The organism is Mycobacterium sp. UM_11, from assembly GCF_001414075.1.
In the GTDB taxonomy this organism is placed as follows: Bacteria; Actinomycetota; Actinomycetes; order Mycobacteriales; family Mycobacteriaceae; genus Mycobacterium.
Genome location: NZ_LATC01000097.1, coordinates 1 through 17,175, shown reverse-complemented (window position 1 = coordinate 17,175; position 17,175 = coordinate 1). Strand labels below are relative to the sequence as shown.

16 protein-coding genes and 1 pseudogene are annotated in these 17,175 nt (G+C 69.5%); 6 read left to right on the top strand and 11 right to left on the bottom strand.

Translation table 11 applies throughout. The features are described from left to right. The 4 genes and pseudogenes from WU80_RS26165 to WU80_RS20005 all read left to right on the top strand — a co-directional run. Positions 1–237, top strand: a pseudogene (locus tag WU80_RS26165) (MFS transporter); the annotation flags it as partial. A gap of 50 nt (positions 238–287) precedes the next feature. Next, the gene (secG, locus tag WU80_RS20015) at positions 288–521 is read left to right on the top strand and encodes a preprotein translocase subunit SecG (RefSeq protein WP_040624202.1); all 234 of its coding nucleotides are present in this window, start codon (positions 288–290) and stop codon (positions 519–521) included. A gap of 45 nt (positions 522–566) precedes the next feature. Beyond that, positions 567–3,374 (top strand): phosphoenolpyruvate carboxylase, encoded by a 2,808-nt coding sequence (gene ppc, locus WU80_RS20010; RefSeq protein WP_055403474.1) that lies wholly within the window; start codon positions 567–569, stop codon positions 3,372–3,374. A 16-nt stretch (positions 3,375–3,390) separates the two neighbouring features. Then, entirely contained in the window at positions 3,391–4,203 is an 813-nt protein-coding gene (locus tag WU80_RS20005) for a DUF1206 domain-containing protein (protein WP_055403475.1), read from the top strand. A 3-nt stretch (positions 4,204–4,206) separates the two neighbouring features. Here WU80_RS20005 and WU80_RS20000 read toward each other — a convergent pair whose 3' ends face one another. From WU80_RS20000 to tkt, 6 genes are all read right to left on the bottom strand, one after another. After that, positions 4,207–4,605 carry a hypothetical protein gene (locus WU80_RS20000; RefSeq protein ID WP_055403476.1) on the bottom strand — a complete coding sequence of 133 codons (399 nt, stop codon included), beginning with the start codon at positions 4,603–4,605 and terminating at the stop codon, positions 4,207–4,209. Between the two features lie 27 nt (positions 4,606–4,632). Then, positions 4,633–5,382 (bottom strand): 6-phosphogluconolactonase, encoded by a 750-nt coding sequence (gene pgl / locus WU80_RS19995; RefSeq protein ID WP_055403477.1) that lies wholly within the window; start codon positions 5,380–5,382, stop codon positions 4,633–4,635. Then, positions 5,379–6,290, bottom strand: a complete 912-nt coding sequence (opcA, locus tag WU80_RS19990) for a glucose-6-phosphate dehydrogenase assembly protein OpcA (protein ID WP_055403478.1) — start codon at positions 6,288–6,290, stop codon at positions 5,379–5,381. Before opcA ends, pgl begins: the two co-directional genes overlap by 4 nt. Positions 6,291–6,384: 94 nt before the next feature. Beyond that, complete coding sequence (gene zwf, locus WU80_RS19985; protein ID WP_055403479.1) at positions 6,385–7,929, bottom strand: glucose-6-phosphate dehydrogenase; 1,545 nt, start codon at positions 7,927–7,929, stop codon at positions 6,385–6,387. Next, positions 7,926–9,044, bottom strand: a complete 1,119-nt coding sequence (gene tal, locus WU80_RS19980) for a transaldolase (RefSeq protein ID WP_055403480.1) — start codon at positions 9,042–9,044, stop codon at positions 7,926–7,928. The genes zwf and tal overlap by 4 nt, the downstream gene beginning before the upstream one ends. 15 nt (positions 9,045–9,059) lie before the next feature. Further along, on the bottom strand, positions 9,060–11,150 hold the full coding sequence (gene tkt, locus WU80_RS19975) for a transketolase (RefSeq protein WP_055403481.1): 2,091 nt from the start codon (positions 11,148–11,150) through the stop codon (positions 9,060–9,062). Between the two features lie 256 nt (positions 11,151–11,406). Between tkt and WU80_RS19970 the strand changes: the two genes are divergently transcribed. Next, positions 11,407–12,333, top strand: a complete 927-nt coding sequence (locus WU80_RS19970) for a heme o synthase (RefSeq protein WP_055403482.1) — start codon at positions 11,407–11,409, stop codon at positions 12,331–12,333. 13 nt (positions 12,334–12,346) lie between these two features. Here the strand turns inward: WU80_RS19970 and WU80_RS19965 are convergent, their stop codons facing one another. Next, positions 12,347–13,321: a quinone oxidoreductase gene (locus WU80_RS19965; RefSeq protein WP_055403483.1), complete on the bottom strand. Its 975-nt coding sequence runs from the start codon at positions 13,319–13,321 to the stop codon at positions 12,347–12,349. Between the two features lie 19 nt (positions 13,322–13,340). Between WU80_RS19965 and WU80_RS19960 the strand changes: the two genes are divergently transcribed. Next, positions 13,341–13,982: a hypothetical protein gene (locus tag WU80_RS19960; protein ID WP_055403484.1), complete on the top strand. Its 642-nt coding sequence runs from the start codon at positions 13,341–13,343 to the stop codon at positions 13,980–13,982. Here the strand turns inward: WU80_RS19960 and WU80_RS19955 are convergent. The 4 genes from WU80_RS19955 to mptB all read right to left on the bottom strand — a co-directional run. After that, positions 13,932–14,888, bottom strand: a complete 957-nt coding sequence (locus WU80_RS19955) for a heme A synthase (protein ID WP_055403485.1) — start codon at positions 14,886–14,888, stop codon at positions 13,932–13,934. The two genes, WU80_RS19960 and WU80_RS19955, sit on opposite strands and share 51 nt — an antisense overlap. A gap of 130 nt (positions 14,889–15,018) precedes the next feature. Next, the gene (locus WU80_RS19950; RefSeq protein WP_369808554.1) at positions 15,019–15,729 is read right to left on the bottom strand and encodes an ABC transporter permease; all 711 of its coding nucleotides are present in this window, start codon (positions 15,727–15,729) and stop codon (positions 15,019–15,021) included. A 65-nt stretch (positions 15,730–15,794) separates the two neighbouring features. Further along, entirely contained in the window at positions 15,795–16,730 is a 936-nt protein-coding gene (locus WU80_RS19945) for an ABC transporter ATP-binding protein (RefSeq protein WP_156349564.1), read from the bottom strand. Then, a partial coding sequence (mptB, locus tag WU80_RS19940) for a polyprenol phosphomannose-dependent alpha 1,6 mannosyltransferase MptB (protein ID WP_197285999.1) occupies positions 16,727–17,175 on the bottom strand: 449 nt, incomplete at its 5' end. The genes WU80_RS19945 and mptB, both read right to left, overlap by 4 nt.

The following is a 17,175-nucleotide window of genomic DNA, read 5'->3' as shown; positions in this document are numbered from 1 at the left end:
GATGCCGGCGCGGCCAGCGGTGTGATCGGCACCGCGCAGCGGATCGGCAGCGCGATCGGGATCGCGATCATCGGCACCGTGCTGTTCGGCACGCTGCACGTCGACCGGCCCGGTCCGGCGGCGCTGGCGGCGGCCTTCGCGCACAGCGCGACGCTGGCGATGGCCGCCAGCGCCGGCCTCGGCGTCGCGGCCTTCGCGCTGGTCTTCGCGCTGCCGCGGCGGACCTGGGGCCGCTAGCCGGGCGTCGGTTACGGCCGGTGGTGCGCCAACCGGTAGGCTTTCACGTCATGGAGTTGGCCCTGCAGATCACCCTCGTGGTCACCAGCGTGCTGGTGGTCCTGCTGGTGCTGCTGCACCGCGCCAAGGGTGGCGGCCTGTCGACGCTGTTCGGTGGCGGTGTGCAGTCCAGCCTCTCCGGCTCGACGGTGGTGGAGAAGAACCTGGACCGGTTGACGCTGTTCATCACCGGCATCTGGCTGGTCTCCATCATCGGGGTGGCCCTGCTGATCAAGTACCGGTGACCCGTCGGCGGGCGGACCACGTGATCCGCACCGATACTGGGTTTCATGGTTGACGTTTCCGACATCGCGCTGGAACCGATCGGCGCCGTGCAGCGGACGCTGGTCGGTCGCGAGGCGACCGAGCCGATGCGCGCAGACATCCGGCTGTTGGGCGCCATCCTCGGCGACACCGTCCGCGAGCAGAACGGCGACGAGGTCTTCGATCTCGTGGAACGCGCCCGGGTCGAATCGTTTCGGGTGCGCCGCTCGGAGATCGACCGCGCCGAGCTGGCGCGCATGTTCGACGGCATCGACATTCACCGGGCGATCCCGGTCATCCGCGCGTTCAGCCACTTCGCGTTGCTGGCCAACGTGGCCGAGGACATCCACCGGGAGCGCCGCCGCGCCATCCACGTCTCCGCCGGCGAGCCGCCCCAGGACAGCAGCCTGGCCGCGACCTACGCGAAACTCGATGGCGCCGAACTCGATTCGGCCACCGTGGCCGAGGCGCTGCGCGGCGCGCTGATCTCCCCGGTGATCACCGCGCATCCCACCGAAACCCGGCGGCGCACCGTCTTCGTCACCCAGCACCGGATCACCAGTCTGATGCGGTTGCACGCCGAAGGGCACACCGAAACCGACGACGGGCGCAACATCGAGCGCGAACTGCGCCGCCAGGTGCTCACGCTGTGGCAGACCGCGCTGATCCGGTTGTCCCGGCTGCAGATCACCGACGAGATCGAGGTGGGGCTGCGGTACTACCCCGCCGCGTTCTTCCAGGTCATCCCGCAGGTCAACGCCGAGGTCCGCGACGCGTTGCGGGCGCGCTGGCCCGAAACCGACCTGCTCGCCGCGCCGATCGTCGCGCCCGGTTCCTGGATCGGCGGCGACCGCGACGGCAACCCGAACGTGACGGGCGACGTGGTGCGCCAGGCCACCGGCAGCGCCGCGTTCACCGCACTGTCGCACTACCTGGCCGAGCTCACCGCCCTCGAGCAGGATCTGTCGATGTCGGCGCGCCTCGTCCCGGTCACTCCCGGGCTGGCCGAACTGGCGGAGGGTTGCCAGGAGAAGGTCCGCGCCGACGAGCCCTACCGGCGGGCGGTGCGGGTGATCCGCGCCCGGCTCACCGCCACGGCCGCCGAGATCCTGGACCGCCAACCGCAGCACGAGCTCGACCTCGGCCTGCCACCGTATTCCGCCCCGGGCGAGCTGCAGGCGGATCTGGACACCATCGACTCCTCGCTGCGCGCCCACGGCAGCGCGCTGCTGGCCGACGACCGGCTGGCCCTGCTGCGAGAAGGCGTGAGCGTCTTCGGCTTTCACCTGTCCGGGCTCGACATGCGACAGAACTCCGACGTCCACGAGGAGGTGGTGGGGGAGCTGCTGGCGTGGGCCGGGGTGCATCCGGACTACGCCTCGCTGCCCGAGGACGAGCGCGTCGCGCTGCTGGCGGGTGAACTGGGCACCCGCCGCCCGCTGGTCGGTGACCGCGCGCAACTGTCCGAGCTGGCCCGCAAGGAGCTCGAGGTCGTCGACGCCGCGGCCTACGCCGTCGGGCGCTACGGCCCGGCCGCCGTCCCGAACTACGTCATCTCCATGTGCCGCTCGGTGTCGGATGTCCTGGAGGTGGCGATCCTGCTGAAAGAGGGCGGCCTGCTTGATGCCTCCGGGGCGGAACCGTATTGCCCGGTGGCCATTTCGCCGCTGTTCGAGACGATCGACGATCTGCACAACGGCGCGGCGATCCTGCGGGCGATGCTGGACCTGCCGCTGTACCGGGCGGTCGTCGACGCGCAGGGCGGGCGTCAGGAGGTGATGCTGGGCTACTCCGACTCGAACAAGGACGGCGGTTACCTGGCCTCCAGCTGGGCGGTCTACCGCGCCGAGCTGTCCCTGGTCGAGGTGGCCCGCACGGCCGGAATTCGGTTGCGGCTCTTCCACGGTCGCGGCGGCACCGTCGGCCGCGGCGGCGGGCCGAGTTATCAAGCGATCCTGGCCCAGCCGCCGGGCGCGGTGAACGGCTCGCTGCGGCTCACCGAGCAGGGCGAGGTGATCGCCGCCAAGTACGCCGAACCGCAATCGGCGCGGCGCAACCTGGAGAGCCTGGTCGCCGCCACGCTGGAGTCGACGCTGCTCGACGTTGAGGGGCTGGGCGATGCCGCGGAGCCCGCCTATGCGGTGCTCGACGAGGTGGCCACCCTGGCGCAGCGGGCCTACGCCGAATTAGTGCATGAGACACCGGGTTTCGTCGACTACTTCATGGCCTCCACTCCGGTCAGCGAGATCGGTTCGCTCAACATCGGCAGCCGCCCGACGTCGCGCAAGCCGACGTCGTCGATCTCCGACCTGCGGGCCATCCCCTGGGTGCTGGCCTGGAGCCAGTCCCGGGTCATGCTGCCCGGCTGGTACGGCACCGGGACGGCGTTCGAGCAGTGGATCGGGGCGGGCCCGGAAAGCGAAGACGAGCGGGTGGCGATCCTGCACGACCTGTACGAGCGCTGGCCGTTCTTTCGCAGCGTGCTGTCCAACATGGCGCAGGTGCTGGCCAAGAGCGACCTCGGGCTGGCGGCCCGGTACGCGCAGCTGGTTTCCGACGAGGAGCTGCGCGACCGGGTGTTCGACAAGATCGTCGACGAGCACCGGCGGACCATCGCGATGCACAAGCTCATCACCGGTCAGGACGACCTGCTCGCCGACAACCCCGCGCTGGCGCGGTCGGTGTTCAACCGCTTCCCCTACCTCGAGCCGCTGAACCACCTGCAGGTGGAGTTGTTGCGCCGCTACCGCTCCGGCGACGACGACGAGTTGGTGCAGCGCGGCATCCTGTTGACGATGAACGGGTTGGCCAGCGCGTTACGGAACAGCGGGTGATGGGCATCCGTAAGCCATGTCGGACGGCGCCTCACCGCTCACCGCGGCCGAGTTTGCGCAGAACGGCGTCTTCGAACGGCTCGCCCGCGTCGGGTACGTCGTCAACGGCGTCCTGCACCTGATCGTCGGCTATCTCGCGATCCGGGTAGCGTGCGGCGACGGCGGCACCGCCGATCAGACCGGCGCCCTGGCGACGTTGGCGGCCAAACCGGGTGGGCCGTTGGCGCTCTGGATCGCCACCGCCGCCCTGTTGGCGATGGGCCTGTGGCGGCTCGTCGAAACGGTCCTCGGCCGATCGAGCGACCGCAAGACGGAGGGCGCGTCGTCGGACGCGTCCTCGCGGGCGAAGGCCCTCGGACTGGCGGCGGTTTACCTCGCGTTCGCGTACTCGGCGTTCGGCTTCGCCCGGGGCGCGGGAAGGCCCGCGGATCAACAGAATTCGAGCATCAGCGCCCGGCTGATGGGAACGACCGCCGGCACGCTGGCGCTCGTCGCCGCCGGCGTGATCATCGTCGTGGTCGGCTGCTACCACATCCACAAGGGCGCCAGCCGCAACTTCGTCGACGACCTGCGGGGCAAGTCGGGCGACTTCGTGCGACGGCTCGGCGTGGCCGGCTACATCGGCAAGGGCATCGTGATCACCCTGACGGGCGCGCTGGTGATCGTCGCCGCCTGCCGCTCGGAGCCGAAGAAGGCCACGGGGCTCGACGGGGCGCTGAAGACGCTTGGGGCCCAACACTTCGGGGCGGCGCTGCTGATCGCCGCCGGGGTGGGGATCATCACCTACGGGCTGTACAGCTTCGTGATGGCCCGGTCGACCAAGATGTAGGCGCTATTCCACCGCGCGGTTGCGCAGCCGGTCCACCACGCCGCGCACCGCGTGCTCGGTCATGGACAGCGGCGTCATCATCACCTCGCCGACCTTCACCATGTCGTCGATGCGCCCGACGATCGTCTCCACCGGTTCGACCAGGACGATGAGTCGCCGTGCCAGGTCGTCCAGGCTGGACAGGGTGCCGTCCAGGTGATCCAGGCCGCTCTCCATGCGCTCGACCGTGGCGTTCAGGTTGGACAGGGAGGTGTTCAGCTCTTTCATGGTCCTGCTGAGGCCGTCCAGGACGTCTTCGACCTGCTCCACCGTCTTGTCGGCGTTCAACGCAGCCTGGGTGAGGGTCTTGATCCGGCTTCGCTCTTGCCCACCGCGCACGGTTCTGTCTGCCATGACCGCCATTATTACCCGGACCTACCGGGTGCGGAACTAGCTTCGCTGACCCGAGGGGAGTTTGGCCGCGGCCTCCTCGTCGAGCAGCCAGAGCGTGGTTTCGGTGCCGATCGCCCCGGCGGCCGGCACCGAAACCGGCGCGGCGCCGCCGATTGCCGCCGCCACCGCGTCGGCCTTCGAACCGCCGGACACCATCAGCCAGACCTCCCGCGAGCGCTGAACCGCGGGCAGGGTCAGGGTGATTCGCCGGGGAGGCGGCTTGGGGGAGTTCTCGACTGGAACCACCATGCGGTTGGTTTCCACGACCGCGGGCGTGTCGGGGAACAATGAGTTGATGTGGCCCTCCGGGCCCATGCCCAGCAGGTGCACATCGAAATTCGGTGCCGGCTGGCCGGGTTCGGCGTTGGCGGCCAGCAGCTGTTCGTAGGCGAGCGCGGCCGCCGCGAGGTCGATGCCGAATTCGCCGTCGCTGGCCGGCATCGTGTGCACGTGGCTGGACGGAATGTCGATCCGGTCCAGCAACGCCGCCCGCGCCTGCTTGTCGTTGCGCTCGTCGTCGTCTTCGGGGACGTAGCGTTCGTCGCCCCAGAACAGGTGCACCTTGGGCCATGCGACGTCGCGTCCCACGAGGGACTCGAGCAATCCGATGCCGTTGCCGCCGCCGGTCAGCACGACGAGCGCTCGGTCCCGGGCCGCCACGGCGTCGCGGATGGAGTCGGCCAGCCGGTTGGCGGCGGCCTCGACCAGGGCTTGACTGTCGGGGAAAACTTCGATGATGGTGCTCACACGTACTGCACTTTCTCAATGCCCTCTAGCGCTGTTTGGTAGATCTCGTCGGGGTCGAGCCGCCGCAGGTCTTCGGCGAGGCACTCGCCGGTTTCCCTGCGCGGCAAGGGAAGCAGGGCCTCCGGCTTGGCGGTGCGGCTCAGTGTCGCCGTTCTGCCCTCCTGCGGCCGGCTCAAGACGATGGTCTCGCTCTTGCGGACGAGTTCCACCTTCAGGTCGCCGACCGCCCGGCGCACCGGGCCGTCGATGCGGCTGGCCAGCCAACCCGCCAGGACGTCGAGCGCCGGTTCGGTTTTCAGGCCGGACACCAGAGCCGACTCGATCGGCTCGTGGGGGGCCAGATCGACCGCGGAGGTGAGCAGCGCCCGCCAGTAGGTGATGCGGGCCCACGCCAGGTCCGTGTCGCCGGCGGTGTAGCCGGGCCGGCGGCTCCTGATCGCCGCCAGGGGATCGGTCCCCTTCGTGGCGTCGGTGATGCGCCGAATCGCCAACTTGCCCAACGGGTCCTGGGCGGGCACGGCCGGGGCGATGTCCGGCCACCACGCCACCACGGGGATGTCGGGCAGCAGGAACGGCATCACCACGCTGGCGGCGTGCCCCGCGAGCGCCCCGGACAGCTTCAGGATGACGACCTCGCTGGCGCCGGTGTCGCCGCCCGCCCGCAGCTGCGCGTCCAGGCGCGCCTCGTCGGCGTACGGGTCGCCCCGCATCGTCACGATGATCCGGCTGGGGTGCTCGTGGCTGGCGTTGTTGGCGGCCTCGAGTGACTCCTCCAGGACGGCGTCGCTGTCCGGCGCGATGATCAGCGTCAGCACCCGGCCCATCGTCACGGCGCCGACCTTTTCCCGCAGTTCGTCGAGCTTCTTGTTGACAGCGGTGGTGGTGGTGTCCGGCATGTCGATGATCAAGTGCGCCGCTCCTTTCCCCCGCAAGCGGGTGGGGTCCCCGCGGAGCCGGGGAGTACCCCCACATCACGCGGTCCTGCATCGTCGCCGGCGCGGATCACGGCCGCCGCCATTCACGCCCCGTGCGGCGCAGCATCTCGAAGGCCGACTCCGGACCCCAGGTGCCCGCCTCGTATGACTCGGGCTTGCCGTCGGCCGCCCAGTTATCCAGGACGGGATCCAGTATCTGCCAAGCCAATTCGACCTCTTCGTTGACCGGGAACAGCGACGGCTCGCCCAGCAGCACGTCGAGGATCAGCTGTTCGTAGGCCTCGGGCGATTCCTCGGCGAACGCCGAGCCGTAGGAGAAGTCCATGTTGACGTCGCGGACCTCCATCGCGGTGCCCGGCACCTTGGAGCCGAACCGCAGCGTGATGCCCTCGTCGGGCTGCACCCGGATGACCATCGCGTTGGCGCCGAGCTCGTCGGTCATGGTGGCGTCGAACGGCAGATGCGGGGCGCGCTTGAAAACGAGCGCGATCTCGGTCACCCTGCGGCCCAGGCGTTTTCCGGTCCGCAGGTAGAACGGCACGCCGGCCCAGCGGCGGGTGTCCACCTCGAGCGTGATGGCGGCGAAGGTCTCGGTGGTGGAGTCCTTGGCGAACCCCTCCTCGTCCAGCAGCCCGACCACCTTCTCGCCCCCCTGCCAGCCGCCGGTGTATTGGCCTCGGCTGGTGGTCTCGTCCAGCGGCTGCGCCAACTGGGTGGCCGAGAGCACCTTGATCTTCTCGGTCTGCAACGCCGCCGGGTTGAAGCTGACCGGCTCCTCCATCGCGGTCAGCGCCAGCAGCTGCATCAGGTGGTTCTGGATGACGTCGCGGGCGGCGCCGATGCCGTCGTAATAGCCTGCGCGCCCGCCCAATCCGATGTCCTCGGCCATGGTGATCTGCACGTGATCCACGTAGTGCGCGTTCCAGATCGGGTCGAACAACTGATTGGCGAACCGCAGCGCCAGGATGTTGCGAACCGTTTCCTTGCCCAGGTAGTGGTCGATGCGGAACACCGCCTCCTCGGGGAAGACGGCGTTGACGGCATGGTTCAGGTCCTGCGCGCTCTCGAGGTCGTGCCCGAAGGGCTTCTCGATCACCACCCGGCTCCAGCGGTCGCCCTGCGGGCGGGCCAGCCCGGATTTGTGCAGCTGTTCGCACACCACGGGAAAGGACTTGGGCGGGATGGCCAGGTAGAAGGCGTGGTTGCCGCCGGTGCCGCGCTCGGCGTCCAGCTTGTCCAGGGTCTCGGCCAGCCGGGCGAACGACGCGTCGTCGTCGAAAGACCCTGGCACGAAACGGAATCCCTCGGCCAGCCGCTCCCAGTTCTCCTCCCGGAAGGGCGTGCGGCAGTGATCCTTGACGGCCTGGTAGACCACCTTGCGGAAGTCCTGGGTTTCCCAGTCCCGGCGCGCGAACCCCACCAGCGAGAAGCTCGGCGGCAGCAGCCCGCGGTTGGCCAGGTCGTAGATGGCCGGCATCACCTTTTTGCGGGCCAGGTCGCCTGTGACCCCGAAGATCACCATGCCACACGGGCCCGCGATGCGCGGCAGTCGCTTGTCGCGCTTGTCCCGTAACGGGTTATGCCATTGTTCAGCGGTACGAGCAGGGCTCATTTCGAGGCGGAGTCCAGCTGCTTTTGCGTCTCCTCCAGCAGCTCGGTCCAGGACTCCACGAACTTCTCCACGCCCTCGTTCTCCAGCACTTTGAACACGTCGGTGAGGTCGATCCCGATCCCGGCCAGCTTGTCGAACACCTCTTGGGCGGCCGACGCGGTGCCGGTGACGGTGTCACCCTTGATCTCACCGTGGTCGGCGACGGCGTCAATCGTCTTCTCCGGCATGGTGTTCACCGTGTTCGGTGCGACCAGCTCGGTGACGTAGAGGGTGTCGGAGTAGTCGGGGTTCTTGACCCCGGTCGACGCCCACAGCGGACGCTGCACGCGGGCCCCGTCGCCCTTGAGCGCCTCGTAGCGATCGCCGCCCTCGAAGACCTCCTGGTAGGCCGCGTAGGCCAGCCGGGCGTTGGCCACTCCGGCCTGGCCGCGCAACGCCGACGCCTCCTCGGAACCGATCTTCTCCAGGCGCTTGTCCACCTCGGTGTCCACCCGGGACACGAAAAACGAAGCGACGGAATGGATCTTGGACAGGTCGTGGCCGGCCTCGCGGGCCTTCTCCAGGCCGGCCAGGTAGGCGTCCATCACCTGGCGGTGCCGCTCGACGGAGAAGATCAGCGTGACGTTGACCGAAATGCCCTCCGCAAGGGTGGCGGTGATGGCCGGAATCCCGGCCTTGGTCGCCGGAATCTTGATGAACAGGTTGGGCCGGTCGACGATCTTCCACAGCTCGATGGCCTGCGCGGTGGTCTTGTCGGTCTCGGCGGCCAGGCGCGGGTCGACCTCGATCGACACCCTGCCGTCGACACCGTCGGAGGCTTCCCACTGCGGCCGCAGCACGTCGCACGCGTTACGTACGTCGTCGGTGGTGACCGTGCGGATGGTGGCGTCCACGTCGGCGCCGCGCTCGGCCAGCTCGGTGATCTGGTCGTTGTAGGTGTCGCTGTCGGCCAGCGCCTTCTGGAAGATCGACGGGTTGGTCGTCACTCCCACAACGCTTTTGGTGTCGATCAGCTCCTGCAGGTTGCCCGACTGCAGCCGCTGGCGCGACAGGTCATCCAGCCACACGGATACGCCCGCGGCGGACAGCGCCGCGAGGTTGGGGTTCTGGGTCATGTGAATCACCCTTTCTCAGTTGTCCACTACCTGTTCCGCGGCGGCCGCGACGGCTTCTGCTGTGAAACCGAATTCACGGAACAAAGTCTTGTAGTCGGCGGATTCGCCGTAGTGCTCGATCGACACGATCCGGCCGGTGTCGCCGACGAGCTTGTGCCAGGACTGCGCCACGCCCGCTTCGACGGCCACCCGGGCCGACACCGACGGCGGCAGCACGCTGTCGCGGTAGTCCTCGGGCTGCGATTCGAACCACTCCACACACGGCATGGAAACCACCCGCGCGACGATGTCCTTGTCCGCCAACAACTTCTGGGCCTCGACCGCGAGCTGAACCTCCGAGCCGGTGGCGATCAACACGACGTCGGGATCCTCGGTGCCCTGGTCGCCGAGGATGTAGCCGCCCCGGGCCACCCCCTCGACGCTGGTGCCCTCGAGCACCGGCACCCCCTGGCGGGTCAGGATCAGCCCGACGGGGCCGCTGCCGTTGCCGCGGGCCAGGATCGTGCGCCACGCGTAGGCGGTCTCGTTGGCGTCGGCCGGGCGCACCACCGACAGCTTGGGGATGGCGCGCAGCGCCGCGAGGTGCTCGATCGGCTGGTGGGTGGGACCGTCCTCGCCGAGCCCGATGGAATCGTGCGTCCACACGTAGATCGTGTCGATGTCCATCAGCGCGGCCAGTCGCACGGCCGGGCGCATGTAGTCGGAGAACTGCAGGAACGTGCCGCCGTAGGCCCGCGTGGGGCCGTGCAGGACGATGCCGGACAGGATGGCGGCCATCGCGTGTTCCCGGACGCCGAAGTGCAGCGTGCGACCGTACCAGTCGGCGGTGTAGTCCTTTGTCGAAATCGACGGCGGGCCAAACGATTTGACGCCGTCCATGGTGGTGTTGTTGCTGCCCGCGAGGTCGGCCGAGCCGCCCCACAGCTCGGGCAGCTTCGACGCGAGCGCCGACAGCACCTTGCCCGAGGCGGCCCGGGTGGCCAACGGCTTGTCTTCCGTTGTCCAGGTGGGGATGTCGGCGTCCCAGCCGTCGGGCAACTCCTCGGCGGTCAGGCGGTCCAGCAGCGCCTTGCGGTCCGGTTCGCGCTCCGCCCACGCGTCGAAGTCCGCCTGCCACTTCTCGTGCGCTTCCTTGCCCCGGTCCACCAGCTTGCGGGTGTGGGCGATGACCTCGTCGCGCACCTCGAACTTCTTCTCGGGGTCGAAGCCGAGGATCTCCTTGACGGCCGCGACCTCCTCGTCGCCCAGCGCCGCGCCGTGCGCCTTGCCGGTGTTCATCAGCTTGGGCGCGGGGTAGCCGATGATGGTGCGCAGCGAGATGAACGACGGCCGGTCGGTGACGGCCTTGGCGTTGGCGATGGCCTCCTCGATGGCGACGACGTTCTCGCCGCCCTCCACCTCCTGCACGTGCCAGCCGTAGGCGCGGTAGCGCGCGGCGGTGTCCTCGCACAGCGCGATGTCGGTGTCGTCCTCGATCGAGATCTCGTTGTGGTCGTAGAAGACGATCAGGTTGCCCAGCTGCTGGACGGCGGCCAGCGACGAGGCCTCCGAGGTGACACCTTCCTCGATGTCGCCGTCGGAGGCGATCACGTAGATGAAGTGGTCGAACGGGCTGGTGCCGGGCGCGGCGTCCGGGTCGAACAGCCCGCGCTCGTAGCGCGAGGCCATCGCCATGCCGACCGCCGAGGCCAGGCCCTGGCCCAGCGGACCGGTGGTGATCTCAACACCCTTGGTGTGCCGGAACTCTGGATGCCCCGGCGTCTTGGATCCCCACGTCCGCAGCGACTCGATGTCACTCAGCTCCAGCCCGAACCCACCCAGGTACAGCTGGATGTACAGCGTCAGGCTGCTGTGCCCGCAGGACAGGACGAACCGGTCGCGGCCCAGCCAATAGGTGTCGCTGGGATCGTGCCGCATCGTGCGCTGGAAAAGCGTGTAGGCCAGTGGAGCCAGGCTCATCGCCGTTCCGGGATGTCCGTTGCCGACCTTCTGGACCGCGTCGGCGGCCAGCACGCGAATCGTGTCGACGGCGGCCGAGTCGATCTCGGACCAGTCGTCGGGGAGGTGCGGTTGGGTCAGCGTGGAGATCTCTTCGAGTGTGGTCACAGACTCAGTCCTTGGGGTCATCGAGCCGATCAATCCCACCCTAGTGCGGGACGGCCGGCTCTTGCAGTGCAGGATTTCGGGTACCCGTTGCCGGCTGTTGTGAAAATTACGCGGTGCCCCTCGACCCGTAACATTCAGTTCGGAAATCTGGGAGAAGTCTGGGTGAATAGACCCTGCGGGCAGGCCGACACCGGCCCGCGGTCTACCATCGTGCGTAGTAGATGCTGCGCGTGTTGCGACCCCAAGGAGTTATTGCGTGAGCGTTCGCGGGCGCGTCGCCCCGAGCCAGGTAACGAGCCGAGTTCACGGCACGGTGCTGGCGTATTTGGCGCTGACCAAGCCGCGGGTCATCGAGCTGCTGCTGGTCACCACCATCCCGGCGATGCTGCTGGCCCACCGCGGGAGCGTGAACCCGCTGCTGATCCTCAACACGTTGGTCGGCGGGATGCTGGCCGCCGGGGGCGCCAACACGCTCAACTGTGTGGCCGACGCGGACATCGACAAGGTGATGAAGCGCACCGCGCGCCGGCCGCTGGCCAGGGCTGCGGTCCCGCGCAGCCACGCGCTGGTGTTCGGGTTGGCGCTGTCGGTGGCGTCGTTCTTCTGGCTGTGGTGGACGACGAACATGCTGTCGGCACACCTGGCCGGCGCCACCATCGCCTTCTACGTGCTGGTTTACACGCTGCTGCTCAAGCGCCGCACCTCGCAGAACGTGGTGTGGGGCGGCGCGGCCGGCTGCATGCCGGTAATGATCGGCTGGTCGGCGGTCACCGGCACCATCGGCTGGCCGGCGCTGGTGATGTTCGCGATCATCTTCTTCTGGACGCCGCCGCACACCTGGGCGCTGGCGATGCGTTACAAGGACGACTACAAGGCGGCCGGCGTCCCGATGCTGCCCGCCGTGGCGACCGAGCGCCAGGTCACCAAGCAGATTCTGATCTACACCTGGCTGACGGTGGCGGCCACGCTCGCGCTGGCGCTGGCCGCCGGCTGGCTGTACGCGGCGGTCGCCGTGGTGGCCGGGGTGTGGTTCCTGGCGATGGCCCACCAGCTCTACGCCGGGGTGCGCGCCGGCGAGCCGGTCAAGCCGCTGCGGCTGTTCCTGCAGTCGAACAACTATCTCGCGGTGGTGTTCTGCGCGTTGGCGGTCGACTCGGTGATCGCCCTGCCGCACCTGTTCTGACAGCGGCTCGGACCTAGGGCAGCAGCACGATCGAGCCGGCCGTCTTGCGCCCCTGTAGGTCCTGGTGGGCGCGGGTGGCTTCGGCCAGCGGATAGCGCCCACCGACCTCGATGGTGATGGCCCCGCCGGCGATCGCGTCGAACAGCTCCTCGGCCCGCCAGCTGAATTCCTGGCCGGTGCGAATGAAGTGGGCAAGCGACGGCCGGGTCAAGAACACCGAGCCGGCGGCGTTGAGCCGCTGCGGATCGAACGGCGGAACGGGCCCGCTGGCCGCGCCGAACAGCGCCAGCGTGCCCCGCACCGCGAGGCTGTCCAGGCTGGCGTCGAAGGTGGTGGCGCCCACGCCGTCGTACACGGCCTCGACGCCCGCGCCGTCGGTGAGCCCGCGAATCTGCCGGCCGAATTCCTCCGCGTCGTCGGGGTAGGACAGCACCTCGTCGGCGCCGGCCTGGCGAGACAACCGGGCCTTCTCCGGGGTGGAGACCGTGGTGATGACCCGCGCGCCCAGCAGACGAGCCCACTGCGTCAGGATCAGCCCGACCCCGCCCGCTCCGGCGTGCACCAGCACCGTGTCGCCCGCCTGCACCGGATACACCGACTTCACCAGGTAGTGCGCGGTCAACCCCTTCAGGAGCACCGACGCGGCCACGTCGGCACTCACGCCGTCGGGCACGTGCGCCGTCAAAAAGGCTGGGGCAGTGGCGTATTCGGCGTATCCGCCGGACGCCGACGCGCTGACCACCCGGTCGCCGACGCGGAAGCCGTCGACATCGTCACCGGTCGCCGCGACCGTGCCGCACAGCTCGGAACCGAGGATGAACGGCAGCTCTCGCGGGTATTGCCCGGAGCGGAAATAGGTGTCGATGTAGTTGACCCCGATCGCCTCGGCCTGGATCAGGACCTCGGCGGGCCCCGGCGTGGGCTGCGGGGCATCGACGTAGCGCAGCACCTCGGGGCCGCCGGTTTCGCTGACTTCGATCGCGTGCATGCGCCTATCATGCCCGGGCATGAAGCTCGCTCGCCCGGACGTCTTCCATCCCCGCATCGTTCTGGCGGGGCCGGACGACGATCCGGGCGTGGTCGCGGCCCTGCGGCGGCGCGGTCTGCACGCGCGCTGGCTGCCCTGGGACGACCCGGCGACGCTGCGCGCTGATCTGGTGATCCTGCGCACCAAACCCGACGAACCCGCCCGGCGCGACGAATTCCTCGTCTGGATCCGGCGGGTGCGCCACCTGCTCAACCCACCCGACGCGGTCGCTTGGAACCTCGATGAGCGGTATCTGCGCGACCTGGCGGACGCCGGGGTGCCGACGCTACCGGGCGGCACGGCGCAATCGGCGTTGATCTTCTTGGGGGGCAAGCGATCACACGCGTGGCCGGACGAGCCGGAGTTCGAATCGTGGGACCTCGGTTACGCCGCGCTCGCGTCGGCCGCCGCGCAAGCCGGCATCGCCGCGCACGAGTTGCTGTACGCGCGCGCGGACGTGCAGGGGGACCGACTGGTGGGGCTCGACCTCGTCGCGCCGTCGCTGGGCTGGGCGCACCTCGACCCCGCCACCCGCGAGCTTGCCCAGCGCGAGTTCGCACTGGCCGTCGAGTCAGCCTGCGAGCGGCTCGGGCTCGGCCCTCTCTCGCATCGACGCCCATAGCGCGGCGGTCGCCGCGGTGCAGGCCGCGGCCCCGGCCACGTGCAACGCGACCAGCGCGGCGGGCACCCCGGTGAAGTACTGGGCGGTGCCGACGGCGGCCTGCGCGCACACCAGGGCGAGCAGCACGACCAGCCGCCGCAGAATGGGCCGGCCGGCGCGCACGGCCAGCAGCCCGAAGCCCAGCCCGACGATCAGCGCCAGGTAGGCGATCAGCAGCGAGGAGTGCGCGTGCACCAGGGTGTCCACCGCGACCTGGAGCCGGGGCACGGTCCGGGTCGGGCTGCGGTCACCGGCGTGCGGGCCGGCGGCCGTCACCAGCGTGCCGGTGACCAGCACCACCGCCAGGTCCAACCCGATCAGCGCCGTCAGGGCGCGCAGCGGCCGGGGCACGCGCCGGTGCAGCACCCCGTCGTCAGGCTCGCCGATCTTGACGTACAGCAACACCGACAGCCACACCATCGTCATCGAGGTGAGCAAGTGAATGGCCACCGTCCACCACAGCAGCCCGGTGCGCACGGTGATGCCGCCGATGACGGCCTGCACCACCGTCGACACCGGCATCAGCCACGCGTACACCAGGACCTCGGTGCGGCGGCGGGCGCGGGTCACGGCCAGCACGGCCAGGGCCGCGGCGACCACCACCGCGAAGGTGATCATGCGATTGCCGAACTCGACCGCCTGGTGGATGCGCGGTACCTCGGCGTGGGCGACGGGCGTGAAGCTGCCCGGAAAGCACTGCGGCCAGGTGGGACACCCCAGCCCCGAGGCGGTGACTCGGACGATCGCCCCGGTGACGGCGATGCCGCCCTGCGTGAGGATGACGGCCGCGGCGATGAGGCGCTGTACGCGCACGCTGGGGTCGGGGAGGAGGTCCACCAACCGCCTCAGCGTTCGTCCCACGGGCATGGCCCGATGGTAGGCCACAGAAAACTACACGCTGTAGTATGCCCTCGCGGCGCGAGACTGAAACCACGCACACCCGCCACGGCGTGTCGTGTGCGTGGTTTACGTCTCGCGGACGGGTTGGTCCAGCGCGTCAGGTGAAGCGGAACCAGCGCCGCGCGGCCAGCGCGGCGAGCGTGCCCCACGCAGCCAGGACGACGACGCCGAACCAGTCCACCGACAGGGCCATCGCCTGCGACAGGGCCTCGGTCAGCGCCCCGGACGGGGTGAGCCGGGCCGCCCACTTGACCCCGGTCGGGATCATCCCGCTCTCCACGGTCAGCGCGCCCAGACCGGCGAACACGAACCACAGCAGATTGGCCACCGCGAGGACGATCTCGGCGCGCAGCGTCCCGCCGAGCAACAGCCCCAGGGCCGCGAAACCCGCGGTGCCCAGCGCGATGACCGCCGCGCCCAGCGCCAACGCGGCCAGGGCGGGCCGCCAGCCCAGCGCAAAACCGATGGCGCCCAACAGGATTGCCTGCAGAAACACCACCGTCACGACGGCCAGGGATTTGCCGGCGATGATGCCCCAGACCGGCAGCGGGGTCGCGCCCAACCGCTTGAGCGCGCCGTAGCGGCGGTCGAAGGCGACCGCGATGGCCTGGCCGGTGAAGGCGGTCGATATCACCGCGAGGGCCATGATGGCCGGGACGAAGGTGGCGGCGCGGTTGTGCCCGAAGGAGCCGAACGGCAGCAGGGTGAGGCCGACGAGCAGCGTGATCGGGATGAACATGGTCAGCAGCAGTTGCTCGCCGTTGCGCAAGAGCAGCTTGAGCTCCAGGCCGAACTGCGCGGCCAGCATTCGCGGCACGGCGTTGGGCCTCGGGTCGGGGGTGAAGGTTCCCGTGGGGAAGACGTTCGATTCGGTCACTGCCGCAACTTCCTGCCGGTGAGGTCGAGGAACACGTCCTCGAGGCTGCGCTGCTCGACGCGCATGTCGGTGGCCAGCACGTCGATCCGCGCGCACCACGCGGTGACGGTGGCCAGCACCTGCGGGTCGACGGGGCCCTCGACCAGGTATTCGCCCGGCGTCACCTCGCTGGCACGGTATTCCTCGGGCAGCGCGGCGGTCAGCAGCGTCAGGTCGAGGCGCGGCGGCGCGGTGAACCGCAGCTCGTCCTTGGCGCCGGTGCGCATCAGCTCGGCCGGCGTGCCCGCGGCTACCGTCGCGCCGTGGTCGATGATGACCAGCCGATCGGCGAGCTCCTCGGCCTCCTTGAGTTGGTGGGTGGTCAGCAGCACGGTCACGCCGTCGCGCCGCAGCGCGTCGATCAGCTCCCAGACCAGCAGCCGGGCGTGGGCGTCCATGCCGGCGGTGGGTTCGTCGAGGAAGACCAGTTCGGGGCGGCCGACCAGCGCGCAGGCCAGCGCGAGCCGCTGCTGCTGCCCTCCGGAGAGCCGTCGGTAGGTGGTGCGGGCGGCATCGGTGAGGCCCAGGGTGTCCAGCAGCCAGGCCGGGTCCAACGGGTCGGCGGCGTAGGACGCGACCAGGTTGAGCATCTCGCCCGCGCGGGCGCTGGGGTAGCCGCCGCCGCCCTGCAGCATCACCCCGATGCGCGTGCGCAGGCGCGAGTTGTCGGCGATGGGGTCCAGCCCGAGCACCTCGATGGCGCCTGCGTCGGGACGCACGAAGCCCTCGCACATTTCGACCGTCGTGGTCTTGCCGGCGCCGTTGGGCCCCAGCAAAGCCAGCACTTCGGCGGCGTGCACCTCGAGGTCGAGATCGGCGACGGCCGTGGTGGATCCGTAGTGCTTGCTCACCCCGCGCAGCCGCACGACTGTTTCAGGAAGGTCCGAGCTCACGTGGAATCAGCGTAGGCGTCAGGTATCGCCTCGGGATTGGGGGTCTGGGCGGGATCGGGCGCCGGCGCGGCCCCGGCGGCCGGCTGCGGGGTTTCGGCGCCCTCGGTGGGGAGTCGGCGCCACGGCAGGCGGGTGTACGTCAGCGCGATGAGCGCCACCACGATGATGGTGCTGGCCAGGGTGGCGTCGACGATCTGGAACAACGCGAAGCGGTCGCCGTTGGCCGTCGGGCCGAAGATGCCGACGACCAGGGTGATGACGATGACCGCGATCCGGAATCCGCTGCGGGTTGCCCACGCGGCCAACGGGATGATCGCCCACAGCAGGTACCACGGCTGCACGACGGGGAACAGCAGCACCGTGACGCCCAGCGCCACGCCCAGGCCGCCGATCGGGTGCAACCGGCCGCGGAAGACCTGTCTCTTATACACATCTGACGCTGCCG

Excerpts from the sequence above, each read along its gene's own strand:
- secG (WP_040624202.1), top strand. The coding sequence starts at position 288 with ATGGAGTTGGCCCTGCAGATCACCCTCGTGGTCACCAGCGTGCTGGTG.
- ppc (WP_055403474.1), top strand. The coding sequence starts at position 567 with ATGGTTGACGTTTCCGACATCGCGCTGGAACCGATCGGCGCCGTGCAG.
- WU80_RS20005 (WP_055403475.1), top strand. The coding sequence starts at position 3,391 with ATGTCGGACGGCGCCTCACCGCTCACCGCGGCCGAGTTTGCGCAGAAC.
- WU80_RS20000 (WP_055403476.1), bottom strand. The coding sequence starts at position 4,605 with ATGGCGGTCATGGCAGACAGAACCGTGCGCGGTGGGCAAGAGCGAAGC.
- zwf (WP_055403479.1), bottom strand. The coding sequence starts at position 7,929 with ATGAGCCCTGCTCGTACCGCTGAACAATGGCATAACCCGTTACGGGAC.
- tal (WP_055403480.1), bottom strand. The coding sequence starts at position 9,044 with ATGACCCAGAACCCCAACCTCGCGGCGCTGTCCGCCGCGGGCGTATCC.
- WU80_RS19965 (WP_055403483.1), bottom strand. The coding sequence starts at position 13,321 with ATGCACGCGATCGAAGTCAGCGAAACCGGCGGCCCCGAGGTGCTGCGC.
- WU80_RS19960 (WP_055403484.1), top strand. The coding sequence starts at position 13,341 with ATGAAGCTCGCTCGCCCGGACGTCTTCCATCCCCGCATCGTTCTGGCG.
- WU80_RS19955 (WP_055403485.1), bottom strand. The coding sequence starts at position 14,888 with ATGCCCGTGGGACGAACGCTGAGGCGGTTGGTGGACCTCCTCCCCGAC.
- WU80_RS19950 (WP_369808554.1), bottom strand. The coding sequence starts at position 15,729 with ATGCTGGCCGCGCAGTTCGGCCTGGAGCTCAAGCTGCTCTTGCGCAAC.